Here is a 25,559-nt window from a genome sequence, read left to right as displayed (position 1 = left end):
ATCCGCCGCCGGCCGCGCCGCCCTTTACGCCGAATACCGGGCCGAGGGAGGGTTCACGCAGAGCAACAATCGCCTTTTTGCCGATGTGGCGCAGGCCGTCGGTCAGGCCGACGCTGGTGGTGGTCTTTCCCTCACCCGCGGGGGTCGGATTGATTGCCGTGACCAGAATCAGTTTGCCGTTCGGTTTGTCCGCCAGATCACCCAGAAGCTTATAGTCTACCTTTGCTTTGTTGCGTCCGTACATCTCCAGGTATTTCTCGTCGATACCCGCGGTCTTTGCAATGTCTCGAATGTCTTTTGCTTCGTACTGCTGTGCAATTTCAATATCAGATAAAAAGCCCATTGTTACAAATCCTCCTGATCCATTATGAATTCGGCCCCCGAACGCCATCATAAGCCGCCACGTGCAACCCGCCAGGCGTTTGAAACCACTCTTTATTTCAAAATACCACACCAAATTCCCCGTTACAATAACCAAATTACCGCGAAGCGTCCAATTTGACGATAATAAGACGAAAAACCATATGAATTCCAGACGCTAAAACCATCGAAAATCCAGCAGGCATCCCGTTTTTACGAAGAACTGAAGTATTTGAAACGAACTGTTCCGACAAATCTCTTGCGTCGAAAATAAAAGGCTGATGTTCAGAAAATTCCGCCGAATAGGACGGATGCCACCAAACGAGCAAGTGCCGGGAATGGAAAAGTACTCATTTTAAATCGTTCAAGACGCAAATGTCAGGAAAGAAAAGACACCTGCGCCACCATCAGCCGGACGGGAGAGTCCCCCTGATTTTGAACCTTTACATTTACGGCAGCCCCGCCGGGTGCTACTTCCAGACGGGCCGCGTCGCGCGATGAAAGAGCGGTGGTTTCCCCTCCTGCGCTGAGCTCGGCGCTCCCCTGCACACACCAGCACAGCAGGACGCTGCGGCCCTGCTCACCGCTTTCGCAGCGGATCTCCGCCGTCTGCCCTGCGCCGACGATCAGCGCAAATGCGTTGCCCCGGCAGACGCCTTTCCGGGTCATCAGATTATAGTCTACAACCCTTCCGCGGCTGCGGGTTTCCCACGCGCCGTCAAATGCGGCGCATTCCAGCTCCCGCAAGATCACCGGCGTTTCGCTTCCATTATAAGTAAGGGAAAGCTCCCCCTCGACCGGCGCGATGATACGGTCGTAATCCGGCAGAGAGGTAAAGTCCGATTCCTCAAGCTCCACTGTAGCCGAGCTCAGCCGAAAATGAAAGTCGCGGTCGGCATATAATGCGCCGGGCGGCTCAATGATGATCTGCGTTGTTTTCCCGCCGGACCATTCGCTCACCACAAAATCCTGCGGCACGATCTTCTCCAGTTTTGTCATTTTGTGTCTCTCTCCTTCTGTAAAACGATGTGAATAAAGACGGTTTTCTTACACTATATCCGCTCTCTCGTCTAATAAACGTCATAAAGAGGTTGCTTTCACCGAAAAAGCCGGTTTGGGTGGTTGCACTTGCCGAAATCTTCTATTATGATTATTTTGTAGCCGATTCCGTTGCCGGATTCCCGTTCTCAGCGCGGATTCATCCACCATAAAAAATTTCAGTATAGAAACGGAGCCGATCATTATGATGAACAAAATTCTGGAATGTGTACCAAACTTCAGCGAAGGACGCGACCTGGAAAAGGTTGAGAAAATCGTCTCCTCTTTCCGCGGAAAAGAAGATGTAAAGCTGCTGGATTACAGCACCGATAAAGACCACAACCGCTGCGTTGTCACCGTAGTCGGCGAGCCCGAAGCGGTACGCGACGCGGTGATCGAGGCCATTGGCGTTGCCACCGAGCTGATCGACATGACCAAGCACGAGGGCCAGCACCCCCGCATGGGCGCAACCGATGTTGTTCCCTTCATCCCCGTGCGCAACTGCACCGTAGACGAAGCCAGCGAGATCGCCAAACAGGTCGGCGCCGCCATCGCAGAGAAATTCGGCGTACCAAGCTTCCTGTATGAGAAGTCCGCTTCCGCTCCTCACCGCGAGAATCTCTCCGAGATCCGCAAGGGCCAGTTCGAGGGCATGCCCGAGAAAATGAAGGACCCCAAATGGAAACCCGATTTCGGCCCGGATCACATTCACCCCACCGCCGGCGTAACCGCGGTCGGCGCCCGTATGCCCCTGGTTGCCTTCAACATTAACCTCGATACCCCCAACCTTGAAATCGCCAACCAGATCGCCCGCAAGGTCCGCTTCATCGGCGGCGGCTTCCGGTTTGTTAAGGCGATGGGCGTTATGCTCGAGGATCGCAACATCGCTCAGGTCTCTATGAACCTGACCGACTACACCAAATCCGCTGTATACCGCGTATTTGAAACCGTTAAGATGGAAGCCCGACGTTACGGCGTCAATGTGGTCGGCAGCGAAGTGATCGGCCTGGTTCCCATGGCCGCTTTGATCGACTGCGCAGAGTATTACCTGCAGATCGAGAACTTCAACATGGAGCAGGTCCTGGAAACCCGCCTGTAAGCAATCAATTTTGGAGGTAACATACCAATGGAAATGAAAGATATGACCCTTGAGGTCTTTTGTGCCACTACCGCATCCAACGAGCCCGCGCCCGGTGGCGGAAGCGTTTCTGCTCTGGCCGGCGCACTGGCCGCCGCTTTGACGGAAATGGTCGCCCAGCTGACCATCGGCAAAAAAGGCTATGAAGAGGCCGCGGACGAAATGAAGGCGATCATCCCTGAGGCTGCGGCGCTGCGCGCGGAGCTTCTCGATGAGATCACCCGTGACAGTACCTCCTTCAACGCTTATATGGAAGCGATGACTCTGCCGAAGGACACCGACGAGCAGAAGGAAGTTCGCCGCAACGCGATGCAGGAGGCTTTGAAAAAGGCCGCCGAGGTGCCGCTGCATGTTGCCGTAACTGCGGCAAAGATCATGCCGATGGCCGGCACTATGGTGAAAAAAGGAAATGCCAACGCCGTAACCGACGGCATGGTGGCCGCGATGATGACCCGCACTGCGGTTCTGGGCGCTCTGCTCAACGTGAAGATCAACCTCGGCTCCATTAAGGACGAAGCGTATGTAGCGGACATGAAGGCAAAAATCCACGAGATCGAAACCGCTATCGTTCGCGACGAAGCCGCTGTTTTGGCAGCTTCGCCCCTGAAATAAGAAGCTTATGATTTGAAAAGCACCAAACAGAATAAGTGAATGATGGGAACGGTCTGAGAAATCAGGCCGTTCTTTTTTGCTCTCCTTCTTTTGATACGATTAAAAACTCATGTGAAAGTAGTACCAGCGGTCAACGATTTTTTCTGTTTCATATTGATTGTCCCCGTTGACCTGCTCATAGCTCCACCCCGTATCGGTTTTTACCAGAGACATAACTTCCCCCTGAAAGCCCAAAGGAACATCCGACGGGGAATAATAGAACCCGGTGTAGGAAGAGGATGGAGCCAGACCAAAGCCGCCGCACAGGAATTCGACCATTTTGCTGTCGGAATGATAGACGATCTCCTGAACGCCGGAGACAGAAGCGCCCTCTGCGCTGCCGCGCTCTATGACAGAGGAAGCAACCTCTGTCAGCTGCGCTTCGTTGTTTTTCACACGAGAGACAATGGCCCCTTTGGTGCCGGGATACCAAACCGATACAACGGGAATACTGATCAACAGACAAACTACGAGAAACAAAAGCAGCACCGGCCGTTTTTTCAATTGGTCTTTCATCAGCTTTTCCCCCTGCCATTTTCATTCAGTCATTTCCAACGATAGCTTTCTGAAAGTGATCGGCGGGTTGAGCACGCTGACACCCGCGGAGAAGCGTCTCAAAAAACTGTCTGTTCCCACACGGATACGGCCTTGCAGAAAGCTACCGCAAGCAGCTATGCAGGCCAATAAGAACTTTCTGAAAGCGGCTGGTGGGTTGAGCCCACTGACACGCCACGGGGAACCCGCAGAAAACTCTCTTCTCTGGAAAGATAATCTGCCTTCGCGTCTTTTGCAAAAAGAAAAAAGCATACCGCAGCATCACCGCTTAGTATGAAGTTTGAAGTTATTTTACCACAAATACCCGGATCGTTCCACCCTGAAAAAGTCTGCGCGGGCAGTGAGCGTTTCGACGCTAAAGACCGCGGAGAAAGAATTTTACGTCGCATTTTATCAACCAAAATTGTTTCGGAAAACGAACATAACGACTTCTGATCCTTCCATTTTTTGTTTGCCAGGAAGATCGAGAAAAAGTGAAAGGATAGAAAAAGATTCTATATTTTGGTAAAAACCCAGTTATACTGTGATTTTCTCTTGTATTCAAAATGGAAGGAGTCTCTTGCTTCTTCTCATCTTCCATAAACCCTCTGTTCGCGGCTCCAAGAAGAAAATATTCAAAACTTGTTTTCGCAGGATTTTCTGCCCATATCTTCAACTTTCGCGCGTATTTTCAATTATTTTGATGAAATTTGAATTTTTTTCAGGAAAAAGAAGGCATTTTCCTGACTTTGAAAAATGCGATCAGACGGAAGAAAAAACAGGAAAAGAGCGATCTTGACGTAAAAATCCAGGCAGACTGCGCATTCTATAGTTTGTTATCAGATTAGCACAGTAAAATTCCATCTTATTTCCGTCTTTTCTATCAGAGCAAATTAAGGCTCAATGCAGGGGCAAAAACACCGCTTTTTCCCTAAATCATAACGAAAAAACCTGTAACATAAAATGAAATAGACGGACAAGCCTTCGATTGTTCCGGGAAAAACGGCATTTTTTCCTTTTCGAGCGCTTTGCAATAAACCCCCCTGATTTGCTCAAATTTTCACGTTTTGAATTCAATTTAACGTGCTAACATGTTAGCTAGCTACCAAATCATCTAGATGACACAATAAAGCAAATTTGGAATATTGTCATTAAAAACACAAGTGTGAAAACCTGCGTTTTTTTCATTCTATATTAGAAGTAAAACACCTTTCACAAAGCTCTTCAAAGCCGCATCGCACCTGGCTTTTTCAGGGCTTTTGAGGAGCAAAATCACTCTTATCAGAATCACAACTTTTTTTCATTGATCAATCTTTTCAATTTTTTTGCCTTTACCCTCTTCTCTTTTGTATCTTTTCCCCGTAAAATAAGAAGGAAAGTAAATTTAAGGCCATCAGTCTGGGTTTTGGCCACCCCAAAATTACGATCTTTTTCGCTTCAATCTGTCGGTTTTCATTATTTATTACAGTTTGCGTTTGTTTTTACCTAAGATTGCTCCTTTTCGGCCTGCAATTGCAATTCAGCAATTTTTGCAGCCTGATTTTTAGAAAAATAAGAAGATTCACTTAGACGTTTCTTTGACATGCGGCGATGTATAATCTGGTCAAAGTTCAACAAGTGATTTGTGTGTGAGTTGCATTGAAACCAAAATGGTAAAAGGAGATTGTACATTATGAAAACTGTTATTTTGACCGGCCAGGATTTGACCCTGGAAGAATTCGCACTGGTTTGCCGCGAGGACGTGCCTGTTGCTTTATCGGAGCAGGCCAAACAGAACATCATCGCTTCCCGCAAGGTTGTGGATCAGATCGTCGATGAGGATCGCGTTGTTTACGGCGTAACCACCGGATTCGGAAAGTTCAGCGACGTTGTCATCAGCAGCGACGAATGCAAGCTGCTGCAGAAGAACCTGATCATTACTCATGCGGTCGGCGCCGGCAATCCGTTCCCGCGCGATGCGGCCCGCGGAATGCTGCTGCTCCGCATTAACAATATGGCGAAAGGCTTTTCCGGATGCCGTATGGAGGTTGTAGACGTTCTGATTGAAATGCTCAACAAGGGCGTTACTCCTCAGATTCCCGAAAAGGGCTCTTTGGGCGCTTCCGGTGACCTGGCTCCTCTGGCTCACATGGTTCTGCCGATGATCGGCCTTGGTCAGGCGGAATACAAGGGCGAAATCCTCGACGGCGCCGAAGCGATGAAGCGTGCGGGCATCCCCGTCGTGGAGCTGAGCGCAAAAGAGGGCCTGGCACTGATCAATGGTACCCCGGCTATGACCTCTACCGGTGCTTTGACCGTTTATGACGCTCTGGAACTGCTGAAGGTCGCCGACGTTGCCGCCGCTCTGAGCTTTGAGGCACACAACGGCGTAGTCAACGCTCTCGACGAGCGCATCCATGTAATCCGCCCCCACAAGGGCCAGATGGATACCGCCAGAATCCTGCGGCAGCTGCTCAGCGGCAGCAAAAATACCACCCATCAGGGCGAGATCCGCGTTCAGGACGCTTACTCCCTGCGCTGCGTACCGCAGATCCACGGCGCGAGCAAGGATGCCATCAACTTTGTCAAGCAGAAGGTCGAAATCGAGATCAACTCGGTTACTGATAACCCGATCATTTTGAAGGACACCATGGAGGGCATCTCCGGCGGTAACTTCCACGGCCAGCCGATGGCGCTTCCCTTCGATTTCCTGGGAATCGCGATCGCGGAGCTCGCGAACGTTTCCGAACGCCGCATGGAGCGCCTGGTAAACCCCGCGCTGAGCGGTCTGCCCGCATTTTTGACCAAAGACGGCGGCGTAAACTCCGGCTTTATGATCGTTCAGTATTCCGCTGCGGCTCTGGTTTCTGAAAACAAGGTTCTGGCGCATCCCGCCAGCGTTGACAGCATTCCTTCTTCCGCAAACCAGGAAGACCACGTCAGCATGGGCACCATCGCGGCGCGCAAGGCCCGCGAGATTCTGGGCAACGCCCGCCGTGTTCTGGCAATGGAGCTGATGTGCGCCTGCCAGGCGATCGATATGCGCGGCGACAAGGGCATGGGCGCAGGCACGAAACCCGCTTATGATACCATCCGCGCTCTGGTGAGCAAGCTGGAAGAGGATCGCCCGCTGTATGAGGATATCAATCTGTGCGAAAGCACCCTCATCGACGGCAGCCTGATTTCTCATGTAGAAGAAGGCGCTTCAAAGATCGAGCTGTAATTTATCGAAAGAACGAACCTGAACACCGCCGACAGTTTTGATCCAACGCAAAGAGCATTCCCCGTATGAAGCCAGGATTCGGACGGAGATTGTCAGGTGTGGAAAAAATTGATCTGGTATGTCCCAGCACTGTTACTCTGCTCTTTGTTCTGATGGATCGCCCGAAGGAACGGGCGGTGTTCGGTTTTTCTTAACCCCCACGGTTCGTGCGGATAGTCCTTGCAGCGAATGAGATTCACAGCATACACAAATAAACGCAACGAAAGGAGAAATGAAACGCACTTGTTCACGCTGTGTTTGCTGACCGGCTGTATCCCCACAAAAAGGTCTGCGCCGGAACACTGAGAATGGTTTGCTTTCGCTTTCTCAGTTTGTGCTCTGTGAATCCTCCATACCGCTAACGGGGCTTGTGGCATAAAGAGGGGATGTTTTCTGTATCAGTTTTACAGGTTTTCCCTTTATTAAAACAAGAGGAGGTTATTTTATGATTTTGACGAACCCGGTACTTATTGCCGTTGTTGTGCTGCTTGTACTGTGCTTCTTGAGAGTGAACGTTCTGCTGGCCCTGTTTGCCTCTGCAGTTACTGCTGGTTTGGTCGCAGGCATGGACGTTTCGACAACAATGACAACCTTTATCACCGGTATCGGTGAGGACCCCGAAACGGCCCTGTCTTATGTGATGCTGGGCGGTCTGGCCGCCACCATCAGCTACACGGGTGTTTCTGACATTCTGGCGGTTAAAATCGCCAAGCTGGTCAACGGAAAATCACTGGTATTCGTGTTTTTCCTGGGCTTTATTTCCTGCTTCTCGCAGAACCTGATTCCCGTACATATCGCTTTCATTCCGATTTTGATTCCGCCGCTGCTGATCGTCATGAACAGGATGAAGATCGACAGAAGAGCTGTGGCCTGCGCCCTTGCGTTTGGTCTGCGTGCTCCTTATGTTGCCATCCCTGCCGGATTCGGTTTGATTTACCACGGCATCATTTCGAACAACATGACCAAAAACGGCATGGAAATCGACAAAATGGATGTTTGGCGTTACACCTGGCCCCTTGGCGTTGCAATGCTGATCGGCTTTGTTCTGGTCGTTCTGTTCCTGTATCGCAAACCCAGAGAGTACAAGAACGTGGAAGGCTTCGCGGTTGATCTGGATACCGTTGACACCACCATGACCTTTAAGCACTGGTCTGCGGTTATCGCTGCGGTTGTTACCCTGGTGATTCAGCTGGTTTGGGGTTCCCTGCCGCTGGGCGCTTTGATCGGTTTGGCCATTATGTTCATCACCAAGGCAGTCAAATGGTCCGACATGGATAAGATCATTGACGAAGGCGTTCAGCTCATGGGCTTCATCGCATTCGTTATGCTGGCTTCCAATGGCTTCAGCGCCGTTCTCCGCGACAGCGGCGGTGTTGATCAGCTGATCCAGAGCTCTTTGGGCTTCATCGGCGGCAGCAAGCTGCTCGGCGCGTTCATCATGATGCTCGTTGGTCTGTTCATCGTAATGGGCACCGGTACTTCTTTCGGTACCGTTCCTGTTCTGGCGGTTCTGTATGTACCGCTTTGCGCACAGCTGGGCTTCAGCGTCGGCGCAACCACGCTCCTGATTGCTGCGGCTGCTACCATCGGCGATACCGGCTCCCCTGTTTCCGATACCACACTCGGACCGACGGCCGGACTCAACGCGGACGGACAGCACGACCACATTTGGGATACGTGCGTACCAACCTTTATTGCATCCGATATTCCGATCTTTATTTTGGCAATCGTTGCTCCCCTCTTGATGTGATCGGAATTCCAAACAAACAGAGCGCCGTGGAAATTTCCACGGCGCTCTTTCTGTTACAGAAAAGTTCCTTTGAAGCAATCCTTTTTCCCCTCGAAGGGTAAAGAGAAACTGAATTTGAACTGCCGTAATCCTGAACGGTTTTAAAAGAATTCTTGAAAAAGATTTTAAAGCGTGTTATGGTGCGGATAGTTCATCAATCAGGAGGGATTTTTATGACCTATCAAATAGAAGAGATGACGGCAGGCCGGGCCATGTCGATGCGGCGTACCGGCTCGTATGGCCCCGGCAGTCACGTGCTGATGGAAACATTCAAGGAATGGGTCAGGGCCAACGACCTGTTCACCGACTCGGCAGTCATTCTGGGAATTTCACAGGATCATCCCCAGACCACACCGCCGGAACGCTGCCGCTACGACGTTTGCATTCTGGTTTCTGACGACTATCTCCAAACGGACACGGCTGTTACTGAACTCTCCCTGCCGGGCGGCAAATACGCGGTCTTTTCCATCCCCCACACCGCAGAGGCGGTTCAAAAAGCGTGGAACGACATCTTTCCGCAGCTTGCCGTCGATGGGCTGACTTTAGACCCCTCCCGGCCGATTCTGGAGAGATACGTGCCGGCAATGCTGCAAAAGCATCTGTGTGAAATCTGCGTCCCGGTGTGAGCGCATCTTTCCTCACAAATCATCCATCAGCAGACCCGTCCGCAGCTTTTTTGCGGACGGGTCTGCTGTATTTCTTTCGAAGTATGTTTACTCCCGGCAAGCGGGTTTCTGCTGCTCCAGCAGGTCTTTCAGGCTGCGGGCCGCGGCAGCGATATCCTGGGCAGCGATGATTGCCGAAACAACAGCAACACCGTCTATACCGCTCCCCCGGAACAAGGGAATGGTCTTTGCGTTGATGCCGCCGATCACAACAATTGGAATACTCACGGCGGAACGGATTTTTCTCAGTTCTTCCATGGAGACGAGCTGTGCGTCCGTCTTGGTGCCGGTGGCAAACATGGCGCCGACGCCAAGATAGTCCGCACCGTCGCGTTCGGCCTGAAGAGCCTCCTCCACTGTGGAGACAGAAACGCCGAGAAGCTTATCCTCCCCGAGGATGGCGCGAACCGTTTTCGCGGGCAAGTCCTCCTGCCCGACATGGACCCCCGCGGCGTCTACGGCAAGGGCAATGTCCACCCTGTCGTTAATAATGAGGGGTATCCCCTTTGCATCGGTCATCCGCTTCACACCGAGTGCCGTGCGGTAAAAGTCGAGAGAAGAAGCATCCTTTTCGCGCAGCTGCACCAGCGTGATCCCTCCTTTTATCGCCTGTTCCACAGCCTGCTCGAGCGTCGTCGTGCTCATCAGATCGCGGTCGGTAACCAGGTACAAGCTGAGATCAAAATCAGGCTTCATCGAGCTTCGCCCTCTCTTCCAGAATTTCGGCGCTCATGCGGCTGACTGCATCGACCAGCGCAACGCGAAAACTGCCGCTGCCGAGCTCTTTCGCCCGCTCAACCGCGAGCTCCCCCGCGATGCTCATGCAGAGGATTCCTCCCGCGGCGGCGGAGAGGAAATCGTCTGTGGCGCCGCAGAACGAACCGACGAGAGAGCTGCACATGCAGCCGGTTCCCGTCACGCCGGAAAGCGCCGGAACGCCGTTCTTCAAATACAGCGTGCGGGTTCCGTCCGTTACAATGTCGATGGCGCCGGTTACTGCCGTAACGCAGCCAAGGCGCTTCGATACCTCCTGTGCGGTATCGCGCGCGGCCTGCAGTCCACCGCGGCTGTCCTCCTCCGAGACATCCACGCCCTTTGTCCGGGAGTCAAGACCGGCCACAAACCGGACTTCGGAGAGATTCCCGCGCAGCACGCTGATCTTCACTTCTTCCAGAATCCGTCTGGTCGTTCGGTTGCGCAGCTCGGAGGCCCCCGCGCCGACCGGATCAAACACAACGGGGATTCGAGTTTTATTTGCCTGTTTCCCAGCCGCAAGCATCGACTCGATCGTTCTTTCATTCAGCGTGCCGATATTCAGCACCAGCGCGGAGGAAATCGCGGTGATATCCGCCGCTTCGCCGATATCGTCGGCCATGATGGGCGAGGCCCCAATCGCCAGCGTGATGTTGGCGCAGTCATTGACGGTAACATAATTGGTAATGTGGTGAACCAGAGGCTTTTTCGAGCGAACTTTTTCTAAAATTCCGCCGATTTGCTCTAGCCATTTTTTTTGAGTCATGCCATCTCTCCCCTTTCGTTTATTTGCGCTCGGGCATCAGTTCGACGTCGAGCCCTTCGAGAATCCGGTTCATGGTGCGTACGGCGCACATTTTCCCGCACATGGAGCAGCTGTGCTGATCCTCCGGCGGAACACTTTCAAAGTATGTTCTTGCCTTTTCCCCGTCGAGCGCGAGCGCAAAGGTTTCTTCCCAGTCCAGCCGCCTTCTGGCTTCGCTGATGCGGTAATCCGCCTCGCGCGCATGTTTGATTCCTTTGGCGATATCCGCCGCGTGGGCCGCGATTTTTGACGCAATGATCCCCTCCTTCACGTCGGACAGATCGGGCAGGCGCAGGTGTTCTGCAGGAGTGACATAGCAGAGGAAATCCGCTCCGTTTGCTGCAGCAATCGCCCCGCCGATCGCGGAGGTGATATGGTCGTACCCGGGGGCAATATCCGTGACCAGAGGTCCAAGCACATAAAACGGCGCGCCGTGACACAGCCGCTTTTCGAGCTTCATATTGGCGGCAATTTCATCCATCGCCATGTGGCCGGGGCCCTCCACCAGAACCTGTACGCCGCGCTCCCATGCGCGCTTGGTCAGATTCCCAAGCTCCGTCAACTCGGCGATCTGAGAGGCGTCTGTCGCGTCCGCAATGCTGCCAGGGCGCAGGGCGTCGCCAAGGCTGATCGTGACGTCGAATTCGTGCAGAATTTCGAGCAGCTCGTCGTAATGCTCGTAGAACGGGTTTTCGTTCCCGGTCATCTTCATCCACGCGAACAGCAACGAGCCGCCGCGCGAAACGATGTTCATCTGACGCCGCTCCCGCATGAAAATCTCTACGGCGCGGCGATTGAGCCCGGCGTGAATCGTCATGAAATCCACACCCTCTTCCGCGTGGGCGCGCACCACCTTCAGAAAATCCTGCGCCGTAATCTCTTTTAAATCCTTTTCCAGATACCCCACCGCATCGTAAACCGGTACGGTACCGATCATGGCGGGAGAGGTTTCGATCAGCTTTTGCCGGAAGGTATGCGTCTTGCCGTAGTTGCTCAAATCCATGATGGCTTCGGCCCCGAAGCGCTCGGCAAGGCGAACCTTTTCCATCTCGACCCGGTAATCCACACAGTCGCCGGAAACACCGAGGTTTACGTTGATTTTCGTGCGGAGCCCCTTCCCCACGCCGTGCGGATGAAGCACCGTATGCCGCACATTGGCCGGGATGACGACCTGTCCGCCGGCCACCAGCTCCAGCAGCTCCTGCTCCGCGATAGCTTCTTCCTGCGCTACCTGACGCAGTTCTTTTGTGACAATCCCTTTACGGGCAGCGTCCATCTGTGTTTGAAATTCCATTCATTTGCCCTCTCTTTCCTGTAATCCGTTCTGATAAAGATCGTAAAAATGATGCGTGGGGCCGCAGCCCTTACCAATCGCGAGCGAATGACGGATCGCGGTGGTAACGTACGCCTTTGCTTTGCGCACCGCTTCCTCCATGGAACAGCCCAGCGCCAGATTGCAGGCGATGGCAGAGGAATACGTACAGCCCGTGCCGTGTGTGTTTTTGGTCTGGATTCGCGTTTCGCTGAACCGGTAAAAGCGCTCGCCGTCGAACAGGATATCCAGCGCATCGCCGTCGGCGTGGCCGCCTTTTACCAGAACCCCCCTCGCCCCCATGGCGTGGATTTTCTTCGCAGCGCGCTCCATATCCTCCGGCGAGTGAATTGCAAGGCCGGTAATGGTCTCCGCCTCGGGAATATTGGGAGTGAGCAGATCGGCCAGCGGCACGATTTCGTGGATCAGCGTATCCATCGAATCCGGCTGCATCAGGGGGCAGCCGTTTTTGGCCAGCATCACGGGGTCGATCACCACATTGTTCGGGCGGTATTCGCGCAGCTTTTCCGCCACAGCCAGCATGCAGTCGGATTTGGAAAGCATACCGACTTTCACCGCGTCTGTGCCGATGTCCTGAAACACGGCGTCGATCTGCTGTTTGATCATGTCGGGAGAGATGTCCTGCACACCGAGAACTTCGCACGTGTTTTCCGCCACCACGGAGACAATCACGCTCATGCCGAAGGTGCCGTGCGCCGCAAAGGTTTTCAGATCGGCCTGAATTCCCGCGCCGCCGCTGCAATCCGAACCGGCTATGGTCAAAAGCTTTTTCATATGGGTCACCTTTCTTTCCTCAAAACAAAAAGGATGCCGCCGACCATGGCAAGCATCCTTTCGATCGATGTTTTGCTTCCCTACGCCAGTGTTAACTAACAGGTTCAAAGGGTCAGGTTTTAACCTTCTCAACTCCATAGAGTCCCCCCGCAACAGATTCAGTTGTTAAATAAAAAAGTGCTTTCCCTTATGAGGAAAGCACCGATTCATTCGTTCTGCATTTGCTTCCCTGCGCCAGTGTTAACTGACAGGTTCAAAGGGTCAGGTTTTAACCTTCTCAACTCCGTAGAGTCCCCCCGCAATCTATTCGATTACTCATAACTTAGCACGTATTTTCTTTTGTGTCAATACCGAACGAAAAAACACGTTTTGAGATTGGCCTTGTCAGAGCGGTACTCCGGCCGAGGACGCTGCACCATTGCCCAAACCCGATTGCCGTGGTAAACTGAGCTTATTAGAAGCGGAAATTCTGAACCTATACGCAGAGAAATTGGGATTTAGAAAGGGAAAACCGGATGAATATCATAAAAATTGAGGGAATATCAGAATCATATCCTGAACGGATAGATGGTACCCTAGAGTGGTATGCTTGCCAAGAGAGCAAAGATTACTTTTGTGATTTATATGAAGCTGAAGCAATTGTGAAATCGGGAAAAATATTTTCTGGAATGACCTGCCATTTGATTCATTATCCAGAGGGAACGGTTTACAGTCCATTCGAATTGAAAGAAAACGTCTATATCGAGCAGCCGGTTTGGGATGAAGGAAAGCTATCCTTTTTAGGAGTAGATTTTTTCAAACAGAAAATACAGCTGTATCGCTATTTTCCGGAGAATCAGGAACTTGAAATGATCAAAGAACTGCCGTTGGGAATTGTAGAAAATTGTTACAATCTTGCATTAAAAGTCTCGCCCCTTATGCTTTGTCGAGATGCAAACAATAAGATTTTTGAAATTGTCTGGCCAGAAAATAAAAGAATAGAGATAGGACAAACCGAGGATTTATTGTTCCGCGATGGAGAAGACTTATATTTTTCCGAATGGTATGAAGACCCGGAATACCATGAAAATGTAATCATCAGAGATCTGTCTACTGGAAAGATAAAGGAAAAACATTCCGGCTATCTCATTAAGCTGCCCAACGGAGTGTATTGGAAGATTTCATTATAATTTCCAATTTGAAAGGAGGGGATTCGATGCAGTACGGCCCGAATCCTGATGCGATCTACCCCAACGAAGCGATCAAAAGTGTCTGCTTTATTAAGAATGTCATCACCCGTCCCAATATTCTTGTGGGCGACTATACCTACTACGACGACATCCACGGCCCGGAGCGCTTTGAGGAGCACGTCACCCATCATTATGAGTTTCTGGGCGACAAGCTCATCATCGGAAAATTCTGTGCCATCGCCAAGGGCATCGAGTTTGTCATGAATGGCGCCAACCACCGGATGTGCAGCGTTACCACCTATCCATTCAACATCATGGGCAGCGGCTGGGAAAAATCCATGCCCTCTTTGGATGACCTTCCTTTTAAGGGCGACACCATAGTGGGCAACGATGTATGGATCGGACAGAATGTTACGGTGATGCCCGGCGTCCATATCGGTGACGGCGCCATCATTGCCGCAAATTCTGTGGTGGCGAAAGACATCCCCGCCTACTGCATTGCCGGGGGAAATCCCTGCAAGGTTATCAGAAAGCGTTTCGATGACGATCTGACCGAATACCTGCTGCAATTGCAGTGGTGGAACTGGCCCGCCGAAAAGATCTTTGAACATCTGGACATTCTGTGCAGCGCGGATTTGGAGAAAATCCGGACAATAGAAAAGCAGTGAACAGACGGAAAATACACAAAAGCGGAATTGACAGAGGCGCACAGAACCATATCTTCCATCATCCACAAATGCGAAAAAGCACGGGAAAAATTCTCGAACGGTACCTTTCATCACACGCTCCTAAAGAACAGAAGAAAAGAGATGTATATGTCCAAAGCCTTGATTGAAGAAGCTCTCGGCATCGAGGAGTGAAGTCCGATACGATAGCCATCCTGAAAAAGGCAGAGCGAATATACCGCCCTGAATCCGGAAATCATTACTGACAATCCAGGATACCGATTGCGGCAGAATTGCAGCGGAAAATTTTGATTAGGAGATGTCAATATGAAAAATGAAAAACGGGAATTGTCGCTCGAGCAGCGTGAGGAGCTGCTCAAAACCTTAAAGGCCCGCTTTGAGAAAAACAGGAATCGGCATCCGGGTATTGAATGGGATGAAATACAGGCAAAATTGGAAGCCAACGCGGAAAAGCTGTGGTCGCTGAACGAAATGGAAAAAACCAGCGGCGAACCGGATGTTGTGGGGTTCGATCGTTCTACGGGCGAATATCTTTTTTATGATTGTGCGGCGGAAAGCCCAAAGGGCCGCAGAAGCGTCTGCTATGACCGCAAAGGGCTCGAATCGAGGAAAGAACACAGGCCGGAGAATACCGCGGTTGATATGGCGGCTGCTATGGGCATTGAGTTACTGACGGAAGAACAATACCGGGAACTGCAGAAACTGGGAAGCTTTGATACCAAAACGTCAAGCTGGGTGAGAACTCCCTCCGATATCCGGAAATTGGGCGGGGCCCTCTTTTGCGACCGCCGCTACGATACCGTCTTCGTATACCACAACGGGGCGGAATCTTACTATGCCGCCCGGGGCTTTCGAGGCATGCTGAGGGTCTGAATTTGATAAGGATACAAAGGAACGGAGAAGTATAAAAGTATTGTTGACAAAATACTCAGCAAAATAGAAATTTACAGGGGAAGTATATGACATATGAAAAGATGAAGGCCGTACTCCAAGATTACAATTGGGATAATGGGTTTGATGTACCGAAACAAATGCTCCTGGATGAGAATTGCGATTTGGCTTTGGCATTAGAGGTTTTCTATCTTGGGGATGGCTTTGGATACTTTCAGACCTTTGCCCACAATATTGGCGGCACAAAGGAATGGTTTTGCTTTATCAGTGACCTGTATGATGATATTGATAACGGGAAATACAAGAAGTCAGAACACCACTATACAATTCCGCTGTCACAGGTACAACGTTATCAGCTTAGAAAAAACATCCCGGAAGTATTTTTGACAGACATATAAATCCCGGTTTAAGGAGGGCAAAATGATCATTCGTCAAGAACAAAAAAGTGATTCTGAAAAAGTGTATCAGGTGGTTCAGAAAGCGTTTGAGAAAGCGGAACGTTGCGACGGCAACGAGCAGGATTTGGTTGTTGCGCTGCGAAAAAGCGCGGCATACGTACCGGAGCTCTCTTTGGTCGCCGAAGAAAACGGTGAGGTTGTTGCGCATATTCTATTTACCAAAATCCGCATAGGCGATCAAACGGAACTGGCTTTGGCGCCGCTTTCCGTTTTGCCGGAATATCAGCGCCAGGGGATCGGAACAGCACTCATGGCTCGTGGGCATCAAATTGCCGCTCAGATGGGCTACGGATTTTCGGTAGTTCTGGGCAGCGAAGAGTATTATCCGAAAGCAGGATATGTACCGGCAGAACAATACGGCATCCAGGCGCCGTTTGATGTTCCAAGTAAGAATTATATGGCGCTTGACCTGCAGGGTAAGCCGCGTAAACTGAACGGTACCGTGGCGTATGCCAGGGAATTTTTTGAGGTATAGCGAGAAAATGGTGAGCGTATTGACCCAAGGCACAAAGAGTTGACAGTAGGAACAGAGACAATAAAATATGATCAAAGGGGGAATCATCTTGAAAACGATCGGACTGATTGGCGGGATGAGCTGGGAAAGCACGGTTACTTATTATCAGGTCATCAATGAAATCGTAAACCAAGAGTTGGGCGGACTGCATTCCGCAAAAATCCTGCTGTACAGTGTGGATTTTGCAGAAATCGAAAAGTGCCAGGCGGACGGTGATTGGGATAAAAGCGCGGATATTCTCTCTGCGGCGGCCCGGAACCTGGAAAAAGCCGGAGCAGACTTTATTGTGATCTGCACCAATACCATGCACAAGGTAGCGCCCCAGGTTCAAAGCAAAATCGGCATCCCGATCCTACATATCGCCGAAGCGACAGCGGATGAATTAAAGCGCTGCAACATTACAACGGTCGCATTGCTTGGAACCAAATATACCATGACACAGGATTTTTATAAGGAAAAGCTGACGCGTGCGGGAATTACTGTTCTGATCCCGGATGAACAGGAAATTGAAACGGTAAACAATATCATTTATAAGGAATTATGTTTGGGGATCATTTCGGAAATTTCAAAGGAAAAGTATCGGGATATCATCAGGGCTCTTGCCAGGCGCGGCGCTGAAGGAGTTATTCTCGGCTGTACGGAAATCGGGATGCTGATTCGGCAGCAGGATACCGACCTGCCTGTTTTTGATACGACCAGAATTCACGCGTCAAAAGCCGCCATGCTGTCCATCGAAAGATAATTTTTTCAATTTCTCAGCGGGGCTTATGGCCCTCTGCACAGAAAAAGCCTGCCAACAGCACAAGACCGTTGGCGGGCTTTTGGAATGCAAAGAAAAATCAGAATTCGGGCAGAGTAATGATAATTTCTTCCGACAGGCTCACCGGGCCGCCCATGCGGCAGCGGATAACCTTGCCGTTTTCGATTGCGGCGGCAGCTTCGATCACGCCGCCGGGCTGGTGCAGGCTGAAACGATGCTCGCCGTCACCCTGCTGCAAAGCCAGAAACACCGCAACCGCCATGGAACCGCTGCCGCAGCTGCTCTCCCAGATCAGGGAATCTGTGTCACACACATACACAACGGGCACCATGTTTTCTCCGTTCAGGAAAAGGATTCCGTAGGCGCTGGCGGGTGCGGCCGCCTGAACTGCCGCAAGCAGTTCCCGGACAAACGCCTCCCCTTTGGCTTCTCCGGGAACGATGGTATGTACAATTCCGTCAAAGCAAACGGCATTGTATTCCTGACCGTCAAACGGAATCTGAATCGTTCCAACAGGCAGCGGCATTTCCGTTTCGCACCGGCCGCCCTCCCGGTCAATCTGCACGGTGAGGGGCTGTTCGGCGCCGCTGACCTCTACAATTACGGTATCGGGGGTCCCAGGAAGCTGCGTGCTGAGCAAATACCCGAAGCTGCGGGTAGCGTTGCCGCAGAACTCGCCGCCCATCATCTGAATGCGGCCCTGTGCGCCCATGCGCGGCGGTACCTGAAAAGCCACCTGTTCTGCATGGTACTCTTCCATGGACAGCAGCTTTGCCGCAACGGGGGCATACTGCTCCGGCGGCACATCGCCCAGTACAAAAATAGTGATATTGCCCGCGGGATCGGCTACTCTGATCGAAAACTTCACTCGAAAGCTCCTTTCCTGCATACCGGCAGTTCTCCGGTATGATGTTCTGCCCTTACAGCAATTTCCTAAGAATCGTGCGGAATAAATTTTGTTCTCTCCCCGCCTTCGGCGGGGAGAGAACACTCTACTTTCCGACTTTGATTTGAATTTGCTATAGCATACCATGTGTGCGTCTTTTTTCCGTTTAAATTGTCGTGTCCGCCAGCTCCAGCGGCAGGTACAGCTCATAGGCCCCCGGAAGGTGCCCCATGTATTTTTCGGCGTTCGCACAGCACGCTTCAAAGCCCTCCGGAATCACGTCGGTGAACTCTTCGGGATAGTTTTTGATCAGGATCGCCTTAATCCGCTCCAGAATGCCCAAAGACATGGGCGAAGCCAGCATCTGCGCATGTCGTTCTGCCTCTGCGAGCAGGGGCTTCGAGTCCTTAAAGTTCCCTTCGGCGGCGTACAGCAGCGCGCAGTAGGATTTGGTGATGCCGCGCCCTACCAGGATGTTGGAGGCATCGTACAGCTTATTCGAGGTAAAGAAACGGTCAGCCGCCTGCTCCTTCTTACCCAACGCAAGCAGCGCGCGCGCCTGATTGGAATAGAATGTGGGATTTTTGGGGTATTTGCGGTCGCTGCAGATTTCCAGCGCACGGTCGTAATATTCCAGCGAGCGCTCAAAATTCTGCTGCTTGCGCTCCACCTCGCCCAGGTAATTGTAGCAGGCCGCAAGATTCAGCACGTAGTTCTGGGCATCCAGCGATGCGGATTCAAACCGGTTGATGGCCTGATTCAGCTGCTCGCGGCTTTCATCGTAGCGGCCGCACATCAGCAGGTACAGCCCGTACAGCCGGCATTCGATCGCGTAATCGATCCCAAGGCGGTTCTCCTTCGCGATCTCCATGCTCTTCTGAATGTTTTCGCACATCAGCCCGGTATCCCCCACCTGAATCCCGTAGAAGGTCAGCTGGCGCAGGCAGGCAATATGCATTTGCGGGTGTTCCTCCAGGTATTCGGCATGGCTCAGGCTGCGGTGAATCGCGTCGAGCCCCTTTTTGTACTGTCCCTGCGAAATACAGTATTTGCCGATCACAAGATACAGCCACGTTTCCATCTCGGCAAAATCCAGCGCGTTCGGCTGGTAGTTATACAGACGAACCAGCTCCGCCGTCAGCTCGTCAAAATACTTGGTCAGCTGCTTCGGCGCCTTTAGTGCCGAATCCTTTTGTAATTGCAGAATCGGATACAGCTCATAATTAAAGCGGGAATAATCCGAAAGGCTCAAAATCTTATACTGCAGCACCTTGGCGTCGTTGCCCGCCTGCGCGTAATGATAGATCACCCGCTGATACCAGCTGTTGTTATGAACCAGTTCGGCCGCCTGCTCGTAATAATTGGCGACGCGGGCGTGCAGCAGCCTGCGCTTGGAGGGTGAGAGCTGCGAATGGACGAAATCCTGCATCTTCGCGTGGCGGAACTGGAAGCGGATCTGCCCGTCCGACACCTTTTCCCGGATCAGGCTGCGCTGCTTGAGATCATCCGTCAATTCTATGATCTCTAAGGTGTTGCGATTGAAGATATATTCGACGATATCGAGCGTGATGGACTCGGGGCAGACCGAGATGGTGTCGAGCAGCTGCCGCGAATCGGTGGAAAGCTCCTCCAGCCGGGCCAGCAGGATATCCTGCGGATTCGACGGCATGTGCACGCCGGACGCGCCCGCATCCTGCGTCAGGTAGCTCATCAGCAGATCGAGGAAAAAGCCGTTGCCCTCCGAATCCTGATAAATGTGGCGGATGATCTGGTCGTTCAGAGCGTCCGGCCCCAGACGGTCGGCAAGAATATCCTTGACCACCTGCTCGCTGAAAGGCTCCAGCAAAAGCTGTGTGGCAAACTTTTCGCGCAGCAAGGCATTGATCTGCTTTTGAAGCTGCGGGGTCTGTACATCCAGGCAGGTGCAGATGCACATAATATTAGGGTTGCGCTCACGGATAATCAGCGAGAGCAGCTCGAGGCTGAGGTTATCCATAAACTGAATGTTATCGAAGAACAGAATGATGGGCGTTTCCTCCCCCACGAGAGAAAACAGCTTGAGCACGCTGTTGCGAGTGGTGCGGTAGTTGTAAGAGATCATGATGTCCTCCGGCACCTGCAGCGAAAGAGGCCGGTCGCCGAACAGCGGAAACAGCGTGTTGATGTGGTTCATATAGTTGGCGGGAACTGAGATGTTATGGCTGCGGATGTATTGATCGAGCTGCAGCATAATCGTGTTCCAGGGCTGGAGAATAAACTCCCGCTCCTCCTGAAAGCAGATGGTTTTCAGCACAATGCAGGAATCCTCACCGATGCTGTCAAAAAAATGATTGATGAGGTATGTTTTTCCGACGCCGTTGTCGCCCAGAACAAAAATGGCCGTGGGGGTTCCAAGCAAAAACGAGCGGTACGATTTCATCAGATACTGCATCTCTTCCTTGCGGCCGATCACGTGCACCATCGGCTGCTCGGGCTCTTCGGTGCTCGACTGCGTCCACGCGCTGAGCAGCTCGCGGTGCAGCTGAGAGAGCTCGGCGCACGGCGCGATGCGCAGCTCGGCGTTGAGCAGCTTGCTGATATTCTGATACACCTTGATTCCTTTATAATAGAGGCCGTTTCTCTGGTAGCATTCCATCATCAGCTGATAGACGCGCTCGTCCAGCGGATCTTTCTTGACATATTTGGCAAACAGCGATTCCGTCTCAGAAACATCCTTGCCCGCGGCCTGAATCATGCTGTCGTACAGCTGGCGCAGATAATATTCCTTGAGCTCGGTGCGCTCCATATCCAGCCAGTTTTCGAACACGTCCGCGTTTTTCAGGCTGAAGCCCTGCATCAGCTCGCCGTCGCACAGCGAGAAATCACGATTCTTCATAAAGTTGTCATAGTCGATATCGTAGCTGAGCTCGGGGTTCAGCGTAAGCAGGTGCTTTTTCGGCGAAACAATCAGTTCCAGATCAAACGTCTTTTTAATCGTATAAAGCGTATGGCGCAGATTCTTTTTGGCCACCTGCGAATCGTCGGAATCCCACAGCAGATTCGCGGCCTGTTCCCTTGAAATCGTCTTTTTCAGGGCCAGGCAATACAGCAGCGCTTCTGCCTTTTTAAACGGAAGCAAAACCTGCTGCCCGTCTAACAAAACTCTCGGGGTCTGCAAAAGTTGGAAAGAAATAGTCGGCATAACGGAAACCCTCTTTCTCATATTCAACAAAAAAACAGAACGAATCGGCTCAAATTTCTCCTCTGCATTTTATTATACACGATCTTTCATGAAAAAGCATCTATGAATTCAAATTTTTTTAAGTCATCCCCGCTTATTATAGACGTTATTTAGACAGCGCTGTGCTACTATATATTTGCAAAGGAGGTTCTACCACATGAACAATATTGAGATCGGTAATGCTATGACAATCAAACTCGACCCCGTTCTGCCGGAATATCCCACCTTCAAAGAGGGTGTTCGCCGCGCACCGAAGCGTGAGTTGACCTTGAACGAAAGAGAGATCAAGCTCGCACTGAAAAACGCGCTGCGTTATGTTCCGGAAGAGCTTCACGAGCAGCTTGCTCCGGAGTTCCTGGAGGAGCTGATGACACGGGGCCGCATCTACGGCTATCGCTTCATGCCGAAGGATCGCATCTACGGCAAGCCCATCGACGAGTACAAGGGCAACTGTGTAGAAGGCAAGGCGTTCCAGGTCATGATCGATAACAACCTGGACCACGAAGTGGCCCTGTACCCCTACGAGCTGGTTACCTACGGCGAGACCGGCCAGGTCTGCCAGAACTGGATGCAGTATCAGCTGATCAAAAAATATCTGGAAGCGCTGACTGACGAACAGACGCTTGTCATGATGTCCGGCCACCCGATGGGTCTGTTTAAGTCCCATAAGACCAGCCCCCGCGTGATTATCACCAACGGCCTGATGATCGGTATGTTCGACAATCCGCACGACTGGGCCAAGGCCACCGCAATGGGCGTTTCCAGCTACGGCCAGATGACTGCCGGCGGCTGGATGTACATTGGGCCGCAGGGCATCGTCCACGGCACCTTCAACACTCTGCTCAACGCGGGCCGCAAGGTTCTGGGCATTCCGCAGGACGGCGATCTGCGCGGACACCTGTTTGTCACCTCGGGCCTCGGCGGCATGAGCGGCGCGCAGCCCAAGGCGGTTGAAATCGCCGGCGGCGTAGGCATTGTTGCCGAAGTGGACGCTTCCCGTATTGAAACCCGCCACAGCCAGGGCTGGGTCGGCAAGGTAGCCGAAACTCTGGAAGACGCTTTTGCCTGGGCAAAGGACGCTATGGAAAAGAAAGAGGTTCTTTCCATCGCTTATCACGGCAATATTGTAGATCTGCTGCAGTACGCCGTGGACCACAACATTCACATCGACCTGCTCTCCGACCAGACCTCTTGTCACGTGCCGTACGACGGCGGCTACTGCCCGCAGGGAATGAGCTTTGAAGAGCGCACCAAAATGCTTGCTACTGACAAGGATGCCTTCTGCAAGAAGGTTGACGAGTCTCTCGTGAAGCACTTCCACCTGATTAAAACGCTGGTAGACCACGGCACTTACTTCTTCGATTACGGCAACGCCTTTATGAAGGCCGTATTCGACGCCGGCGCGAAAGATATTGCCAAAAACGGCGAGGACACAAGCGAAGGCTTCATCTTCCCCTCCTATGTGGAAGATATCATGGGCCCGATGCTGTTCGACTATGGCTATGGCCCGTTCCGCTGGTGCTGCCTGTCCGGCAAGCCGGAGGATCTGCGCAAGACCGACCACGCCGCCATGTCCATCATCGATCCCAACCGCCGCGGCGCAGACCGTGACAACTACATTTGGATCCGCGACGCGGAAGAGCACAAGCTGGTTGTCGGCACCCAGTGCCGCATTCTGTATCAGGATGCGCTTGGCCGCCGCGACATCGCCCTGAAATTCAACGAGATGGTCAGAAACGGCGAAATCGGCCCCGTAATGCTCGGCCGTGACCACCACGATACCGGCGGAACCGATTCTCCCTTCCGCGAGACCTCGAACATCTACGACGGCAGCAATGTGACCGCCGATATGGCGATTCACTGTTACGCCGGCAACGCAGCGCGAGGCATGAGCCTGGTGGCTCTGCACAACGGCGGCGGCGTAGGCATCAGCAAGTCCATCAACGGCGGCTTCGGCATGGTGCTCGACGGCAGTGAACGCGTGGACGACATTCTGATGGCTTCGATCCCGTGGGATACCATGATCGGCGTCGCCAGAAGAAGCTGGGCGCGCTGCGAGCATTCCATTGAGACCGTTGCGGAGTATAACCAGACCCGTAAGGACTCTGACGCGATCACAATGCCTTATATCGCCTCTGACGATCTCATTAACAAGACCTACGATAAAATCGTGAAATAAGAAAGCGGAGGAACCGATCATGAGCAAAAAACTGATCTGCCATGCCGCAGAGCTGGTTACCTGCGCCGGGAAAGGGCCGAAGCACGGCAAAGACATGTCCGACATCGGAATGATCAAGGATGGCGCGGTTCTGATCGACGGCGACAAGATCGTCGCTGTCGGCACGACCGAGCAGCTGAAACAGCAGTGCAGCGGAATCGACTGCGAGATCATCGATGCGACGGGCAAAACGGTTATGCCAGGATTCGTGGATTCTCACACGCACTTTGTGTTCGGCGGTTACCGCGCGGATGAATTCTCCTGGCGCCTGAAGGGCGACAGCTACATGTCCATTATGGAACGCGGCGGCGGAATTAATGCGTCTGTATCGAAAACCCGCGCGGCATCGCTGGAAGAACTGGTGGAGGTGGGCCGCGACCGGCTCGACCGCATGCTGGAATTCGGCGTGACCACCGTGGAAGGAAAAAGCGGCTACGGGCTGGATAAGGAAACCGAATTAAAGCAGCTTCGCGCCATGAAAGAGCTGAACAGCACACACTGTGTGGACGTTGTCTCCACCTTTATGGGTCCGCACAGCGTTCTGCCGGAATACAAGGGCCGTGAGCGTGATTTCATCGATTTTCTGCTCCATGAAGTCATGCCTGTGGTAAAGGAAGAAAACCTTGCTGAATTCGCGGATATTTTTACGGAGAAGAATGTATTCTCTGTTGAAGATTCCCGCCACTATATGACAGAGGCAAAGAAGATGGGCTTTAAGCTCAAGATTCATGCCGATGAAATTGTTCAGCTGGGCGGCGCTGAACTGGCGGCCGAAATGGGCGCTGTTTCCGCCGAGCATCTTCTGCAAAGCTCCGACAAGGGGATTGCCGACATGGCCAAGGCCGGCGTGATCTGCAACGTTCTGCCCTGCACGGCGTTCTGCCTGAAGGAACCGTACGCGAAAGCCCGCAAAATGATCGACGAGGGCGCGGCGGTTGCCCTTGGCAGCGACCTGAACCCCGGCAGCTGCTTTACCAACTCCATTCCCCTGATGATTGCACTCGCCTGCATTTACATGGGTCTGTCGATCGAAGAGGCCATCACCGCTCTTACCATCAACGGCGCAGCAGCGGTAGACAGAGCCGACCGGATCGGCAGCATCGAGCCCGGCAAACAGGCGGATATCATTCTTCTCAGATACCCCTCGATTCATTACTTGCCCTACCATACTGCTATTAACTTGGTCGAAACCGTCATCAAAAACGGTGAGATCGTTCACAAACGGTAAACCCTCTCCTTACTACAGAGAAAAATTCGGCGGAGTGACATTCTGCCTGCCGCTCCGCCGAACGCTTCTCTCTTTACTTTGCTAATACGTTCTTGCACAACTAGGTGCTTGACTTCTGCCACGGAGCAACATTTTCCCGGGTTTTTTGGCGGCCGGAATACCTGCCAAAGAGCCGGAACAGTGTTGCTCCCTCCTCTTTTTCTGCGGCTTTGCACACATTCCGGACAGAAACTTCCAGGCAGCAATACATTGAACCACACCAGAACAGATCAACCCATTTCTGCTTCCCTCTCCCACATGGCAGAAGGGAAGAAAATCAATCATTCAGGAACCAACTTTATTCAGAAACGAAAACAGGCAGCCCTGCTGGTCGGCGGGCTGCCTGCTTTCGTTGAGTTATTTTATGGTAATGATAAAAAGGAGGTGTACGCAAAATCATTGGATTAGA

General features: G+C 52.2%; 23 protein-coding genes and 2 riboswitches. Of the genes, 14 read left to right on the top strand and 9 right to left on the bottom strand.

Annotated elements, in window-relative coordinates; genetic code table 11:
- Both HMPREF1141_RS13750 and HMPREF1141_RS13745 read right to left on the bottom strand, forming a co-directional pair.
- Positions 1-343: formate--tetrahydrofolate ligase (locus HMPREF1141_RS13750; protein WP_009065384.1), on the bottom strand; the 343-nt coding region annotated here is incomplete at its 3' end.
- A gap of 395 nt (positions 344-738) precedes the next feature.
- Entirely contained in the window at positions 739-1,359 is a 621-nt protein-coding gene (locus HMPREF1141_RS13745; protein WP_009065419.1) for a HutD family protein, read from the bottom strand.
- Between the two features lie 244 nt (positions 1,360-1,603).
- Here HMPREF1141_RS13745 and ftcD point away from each other — a divergent pair, with 244 nt between their 5' ends.
- Together ftcD and HMPREF1141_RS13735 are read left to right on the top strand one after the other, a co-directional pair.
- Positions 1,604-2,497: a glutamate formimidoyltransferase gene (ftcD, locus tag HMPREF1141_RS13740; protein ID WP_009065402.1), complete on the top strand. Its 894-nt coding sequence runs from the start codon at positions 1,604-1,606 to the stop codon at positions 2,495-2,497.
- A gap of 27 nt (positions 2,498-2,524) precedes the next feature.
- Positions 2,525-3,148, top strand: coding sequence for a cyclodeaminase/cyclohydrolase family protein (locus HMPREF1141_RS13735; protein ID WP_009065438.1), 624 nt, complete (start codon positions 2,525-2,527; stop codon positions 3,146-3,148).
- 99 nt (positions 3,149-3,247) lie between these two features.
- On the opposite strand, the gene HMPREF1141_RS13730 is transcribed toward HMPREF1141_RS13735, so the two are convergent.
- A complete protein-coding gene (locus tag HMPREF1141_RS13730) occupies positions 3,248-3,703 on the bottom strand; it encodes a hypothetical protein (protein WP_009065484.1) in 456 nt (151 codons plus the stop codon).
- A 1,690-nt stretch (positions 3,704-5,393) separates the two neighbouring features.
- On the opposite strand from HMPREF1141_RS13730, the gene hutH reads away from it, so the two are divergent.
- The 3 genes from hutH to HMPREF1141_RS13710 all read left to right on the top strand — a co-directional run bounded on the left by hutH (position 5,394) and on the right by HMPREF1141_RS13710 (position 9,377).
- Entirely contained in the window at positions 5,394-6,923 is a 1,530-nt protein-coding gene (gene hutH, locus HMPREF1141_RS13720) for a histidine ammonia-lyase (protein WP_009065414.1), read from the top strand.
- Between the two features lie 484 nt (positions 6,924-7,407).
- Positions 7,408-8,712, top strand: coding sequence for a Na+/H+ antiporter NhaC family protein (locus HMPREF1141_RS13715; RefSeq protein ID WP_009065444.1), 1,305 nt, complete (start codon positions 7,408-7,410; stop codon positions 8,710-8,712).
- Positions 8,713-8,924: 212 nt separating this feature from the next.
- A complete protein-coding gene (locus HMPREF1141_RS13710; RefSeq protein WP_009065450.1) occupies positions 8,925-9,377 on the top strand; it encodes a GyrI-like domain-containing protein in 453 nt (150 codons plus the stop codon).
- Positions 9,378-9,464: 87 nt separating this feature from the next.
- On the opposite strand, the gene thiE is transcribed toward HMPREF1141_RS13710, so the two are convergent.
- From thiE to thiD, 4 genes are read right to left on the bottom strand one after another with little or no spacing between them, the layout of a single operon-like run.
- Positions 9,465-10,112 carry a thiamine phosphate synthase gene (gene thiE, locus HMPREF1141_RS13705; protein WP_009065424.1) on the bottom strand — a complete coding sequence of 216 codons (648 nt, stop codon included), beginning with the start codon at positions 10,110-10,112 and terminating at the stop codon, positions 9,465-9,467.
- Positions 10,102-10,935 carry a hydroxyethylthiazole kinase gene (gene thiM, locus HMPREF1141_RS13700; protein WP_009065426.1) on the bottom strand — a complete coding sequence of 278 codons (834 nt, stop codon included), beginning with the start codon at positions 10,933-10,935 and terminating at the stop codon, positions 10,102-10,104. Before thiM ends, thiE begins: the two co-directional genes overlap by 11 nt.
- A 19-nt stretch (positions 10,936-10,954) precedes the next feature.
- On the bottom strand, positions 10,955-12,268 hold the full coding sequence (gene thiC / locus HMPREF1141_RS13695; RefSeq protein WP_009065455.1) for a phosphomethylpyrimidine synthase ThiC: 1,314 nt from the start codon (positions 12,266-12,268) through the stop codon (positions 10,955-10,957).
- Positions 12,269-13,081 (bottom strand): bifunctional hydroxymethylpyrimidine kinase/phosphomethylpyrimidine kinase, encoded by an 813-nt coding sequence (gene thiD / locus HMPREF1141_RS13690; protein ID WP_035317170.1) that lies wholly within the window; start codon positions 13,079-13,081, stop codon positions 12,269-12,271.
- A gap of 59 nt (positions 13,082-13,140) precedes the next feature.
- A riboswitch (TPP riboswitch) is annotated at positions 13,141-13,240 on the bottom strand.
- Positions 13,241-13,289: 49 nt separating this feature from the next.
- A riboswitch (TPP riboswitch) is annotated at positions 13,290-13,389 on the bottom strand.
- Positions 13,390-13,596: 207 nt separating this feature from the next.
- Between thiD and HMPREF1141_RS13685 the strand changes: the two genes are divergently transcribed.
- The 6 genes from HMPREF1141_RS13685 (at position 13,597) to HMPREF1141_RS13660 (ending at position 17,541) form a co-directional block, all read left to right on the top strand.
- Complete coding sequence (locus HMPREF1141_RS13685) at positions 13,597-14,250, top strand: hypothetical protein (protein WP_035317168.1); 654 nt, start codon at positions 13,597-13,599, stop codon at positions 14,248-14,250.
- A gap of 26 nt (positions 14,251-14,276) precedes the next feature.
- Positions 14,277-14,918: a Vat family streptogramin A O-acetyltransferase gene (locus HMPREF1141_RS13680; RefSeq protein WP_009065386.1), complete on the top strand. Its 642-nt coding sequence runs from the start codon at positions 14,277-14,279 to the stop codon at positions 14,916-14,918.
- Between the two features lie 324 nt (positions 14,919-15,242).
- Positions 15,243-15,809 carry a DUF4256 domain-containing protein gene (locus tag HMPREF1141_RS13675; protein WP_009065480.1) on the top strand — a complete coding sequence of 189 codons (567 nt, stop codon included), beginning with the start codon at positions 15,243-15,245 and terminating at the stop codon, positions 15,807-15,809.
- A gap of 86 nt (positions 15,810-15,895) precedes the next feature.
- Positions 15,896-16,225, top strand: a complete 330-nt coding sequence (locus HMPREF1141_RS13670; protein ID WP_009065457.1) for a DUF4274 domain-containing protein — start codon at positions 15,896-15,898, stop codon at positions 16,223-16,225.
- 22 nt (positions 16,226-16,247) lie between these two features.
- A complete protein-coding gene (locus HMPREF1141_RS13665) occupies positions 16,248-16,760 on the top strand; it encodes an N-acetyltransferase (RefSeq protein ID WP_009065467.1) in 513 nt (170 codons plus the stop codon).
- 88 nt (positions 16,761-16,848) lie between these two features.
- Positions 16,849-17,541: an aspartate/glutamate racemase family protein gene (locus HMPREF1141_RS13660; RefSeq protein WP_196795046.1), complete on the top strand. Its 693-nt coding sequence runs from the start codon at positions 16,849-16,851 to the stop codon at positions 17,539-17,541.
- Positions 17,542-17,638: 97 nt separating this feature from the next.
- Here HMPREF1141_RS13660 and HMPREF1141_RS13655 read toward each other — a convergent pair whose 3' ends face one another.
- On the bottom strand, positions 17,639-18,427 hold the full coding sequence (locus tag HMPREF1141_RS13655; protein WP_009065439.1) for a hypothetical protein: 789 nt from the start codon (positions 18,425-18,427) through the stop codon (positions 17,639-17,641).
- 184 nt (positions 18,428-18,611) lie between these two features.
- The gene (locus tag HMPREF1141_RS13650; RefSeq protein ID WP_051044316.1) at positions 18,612-21,626 is read right to left on the bottom strand and encodes an AAA family ATPase; all 3,015 of its coding nucleotides are present in this window, start codon (positions 21,624-21,626) and stop codon (positions 18,612-18,614) included.
- Positions 21,627-21,822: 196 nt separating this feature from the next.
- Here HMPREF1141_RS13650 and HMPREF1141_RS13645 point away from each other — a divergent pair, with 196 nt between their 5' ends.
- The 3 genes from HMPREF1141_RS13645 (at position 21,823) to HMPREF1141_RS13635 (ending at position 25,558) form a co-directional block, all read left to right on the top strand.
- Complete coding sequence (locus tag HMPREF1141_RS13645; protein ID WP_009065416.1) at positions 21,823-23,844, top strand: urocanate hydratase; 2,022 nt, start codon at positions 21,823-21,825, stop codon at positions 23,842-23,844.
- Positions 23,845-23,863: 19 nt separating this feature from the next.
- Positions 23,864-25,111: an imidazolonepropionase gene (gene hutI / locus HMPREF1141_RS13640; protein ID WP_009065390.1), complete on the top strand. Its 1,248-nt coding sequence runs from the start codon at positions 23,864-23,866 to the stop codon at positions 25,109-25,111.
- A 249-nt stretch (positions 25,112-25,360) separates the two neighbouring features.
- Positions 25,361-25,558, top strand: a complete 198-nt coding sequence (locus HMPREF1141_RS13635; RefSeq protein ID WP_009065436.1) for a hypothetical protein — start codon at positions 25,361-25,363, stop codon at positions 25,556-25,558.
- The last annotated feature ends 1 nt before the right edge of the window (position 25,559 follow it).

The sequence above is a fragment of the Clostridium sp. MSTE9 genome, assembly GCF_000277625.1.
Classification (GTDB): Bacteria; Bacillota; Clostridia; order Oscillospirales; family Acutalibacteraceae; genus Faecalispora; species Faecalispora jeddahensis.
This window is presented reverse-complemented; position numbering and strand designations above follow the sequence as displayed.

Excerpts from the sequence above, each read along its gene's own strand:
- HMPREF1141_RS13745 (WP_009065419.1), bottom strand. The coding sequence starts at position 1,359 with ATGACAAAACTGGAGAAGATCGTGCCGCAGGATTTTGTGGTGAGCGAA.
- ftcD (WP_009065402.1), top strand. The coding sequence starts at position 1,604 with ATGATGAACAAAATTCTGGAATGTGTACCAAACTTCAGCGAAGGACGC.
- HMPREF1141_RS13735 (WP_009065438.1), top strand. The coding sequence starts at position 2,525 with ATGGAAATGAAAGATATGACCCTTGAGGTCTTTTGTGCCACTACCGCA.
- HMPREF1141_RS13730 (WP_009065484.1), bottom strand. The coding sequence starts at position 3,703 with ATGAAAGACCAATTGAAAAAACGGCCGGTGCTGCTTTTGTTTCTCGTA.
- hutH (WP_009065414.1), top strand. The coding sequence starts at position 5,394 with ATGAAAACTGTTATTTTGACCGGCCAGGATTTGACCCTGGAAGAATTC.
- HMPREF1141_RS13715 (WP_009065444.1), top strand. The coding sequence starts at position 7,408 with ATGATTTTGACGAACCCGGTACTTATTGCCGTTGTTGTGCTGCTTGTA.
- HMPREF1141_RS13710 (WP_009065450.1), top strand. The coding sequence starts at position 8,925 with ATGACCTATCAAATAGAAGAGATGACGGCAGGCCGGGCCATGTCGATG.
- thiE (WP_009065424.1), bottom strand. The coding sequence starts at position 10,112 with ATGAAGCCTGATTTTGATCTCAGCTTGTACCTGGTTACCGACCGCGAT.
- thiM (WP_009065426.1), bottom strand. The coding sequence starts at position 10,935 with ATGACTCAAAAAAAATGGCTAGAGCAAATCGGCGGAATTTTAGAAAAA.
- thiC (WP_009065455.1), bottom strand. The coding sequence starts at position 12,268 with ATGGAATTTCAAACACAGATGGACGCTGCCCGTAAAGGGATTGTCACA.
- thiD (WP_035317170.1), bottom strand. The coding sequence starts at position 13,081 with ATGAAAAAGCTTTTGACCATAGCCGGTTCGGATTGCAGCGGCGGCGCG.
- HMPREF1141_RS13685 (WP_035317168.1), top strand. The coding sequence starts at position 13,597 with ATGAATATCATAAAAATTGAGGGAATATCAGAATCATATCCTGAACGG.
- HMPREF1141_RS13680 (WP_009065386.1), top strand. The coding sequence starts at position 14,277 with ATGCAGTACGGCCCGAATCCTGATGCGATCTACCCCAACGAAGCGATC.
- HMPREF1141_RS13675 (WP_009065480.1), top strand. The coding sequence starts at position 15,243 with ATGAAAAATGAAAAACGGGAATTGTCGCTCGAGCAGCGTGAGGAGCTG.
- HMPREF1141_RS13670 (WP_009065457.1), top strand. The coding sequence starts at position 15,896 with ATGACATATGAAAAGATGAAGGCCGTACTCCAAGATTACAATTGGGAT.
- HMPREF1141_RS13665 (WP_009065467.1), top strand. The coding sequence starts at position 16,248 with ATGATCATTCGTCAAGAACAAAAAAGTGATTCTGAAAAAGTGTATCAG.
- HMPREF1141_RS13650 (WP_051044316.1), bottom strand. The coding sequence starts at position 21,626 with ATGCCGACTATTTCTTTCCAACTTTTGCAGACCCCGAGAGTTTTGTTA.
- HMPREF1141_RS13645 (WP_009065416.1), top strand. The coding sequence starts at position 21,823 with ATGAACAATATTGAGATCGGTAATGCTATGACAATCAAACTCGACCCC.
- hutI (WP_009065390.1), top strand. The coding sequence starts at position 23,864 with ATGAGCAAAAAACTGATCTGCCATGCCGCAGAGCTGGTTACCTGCGCC.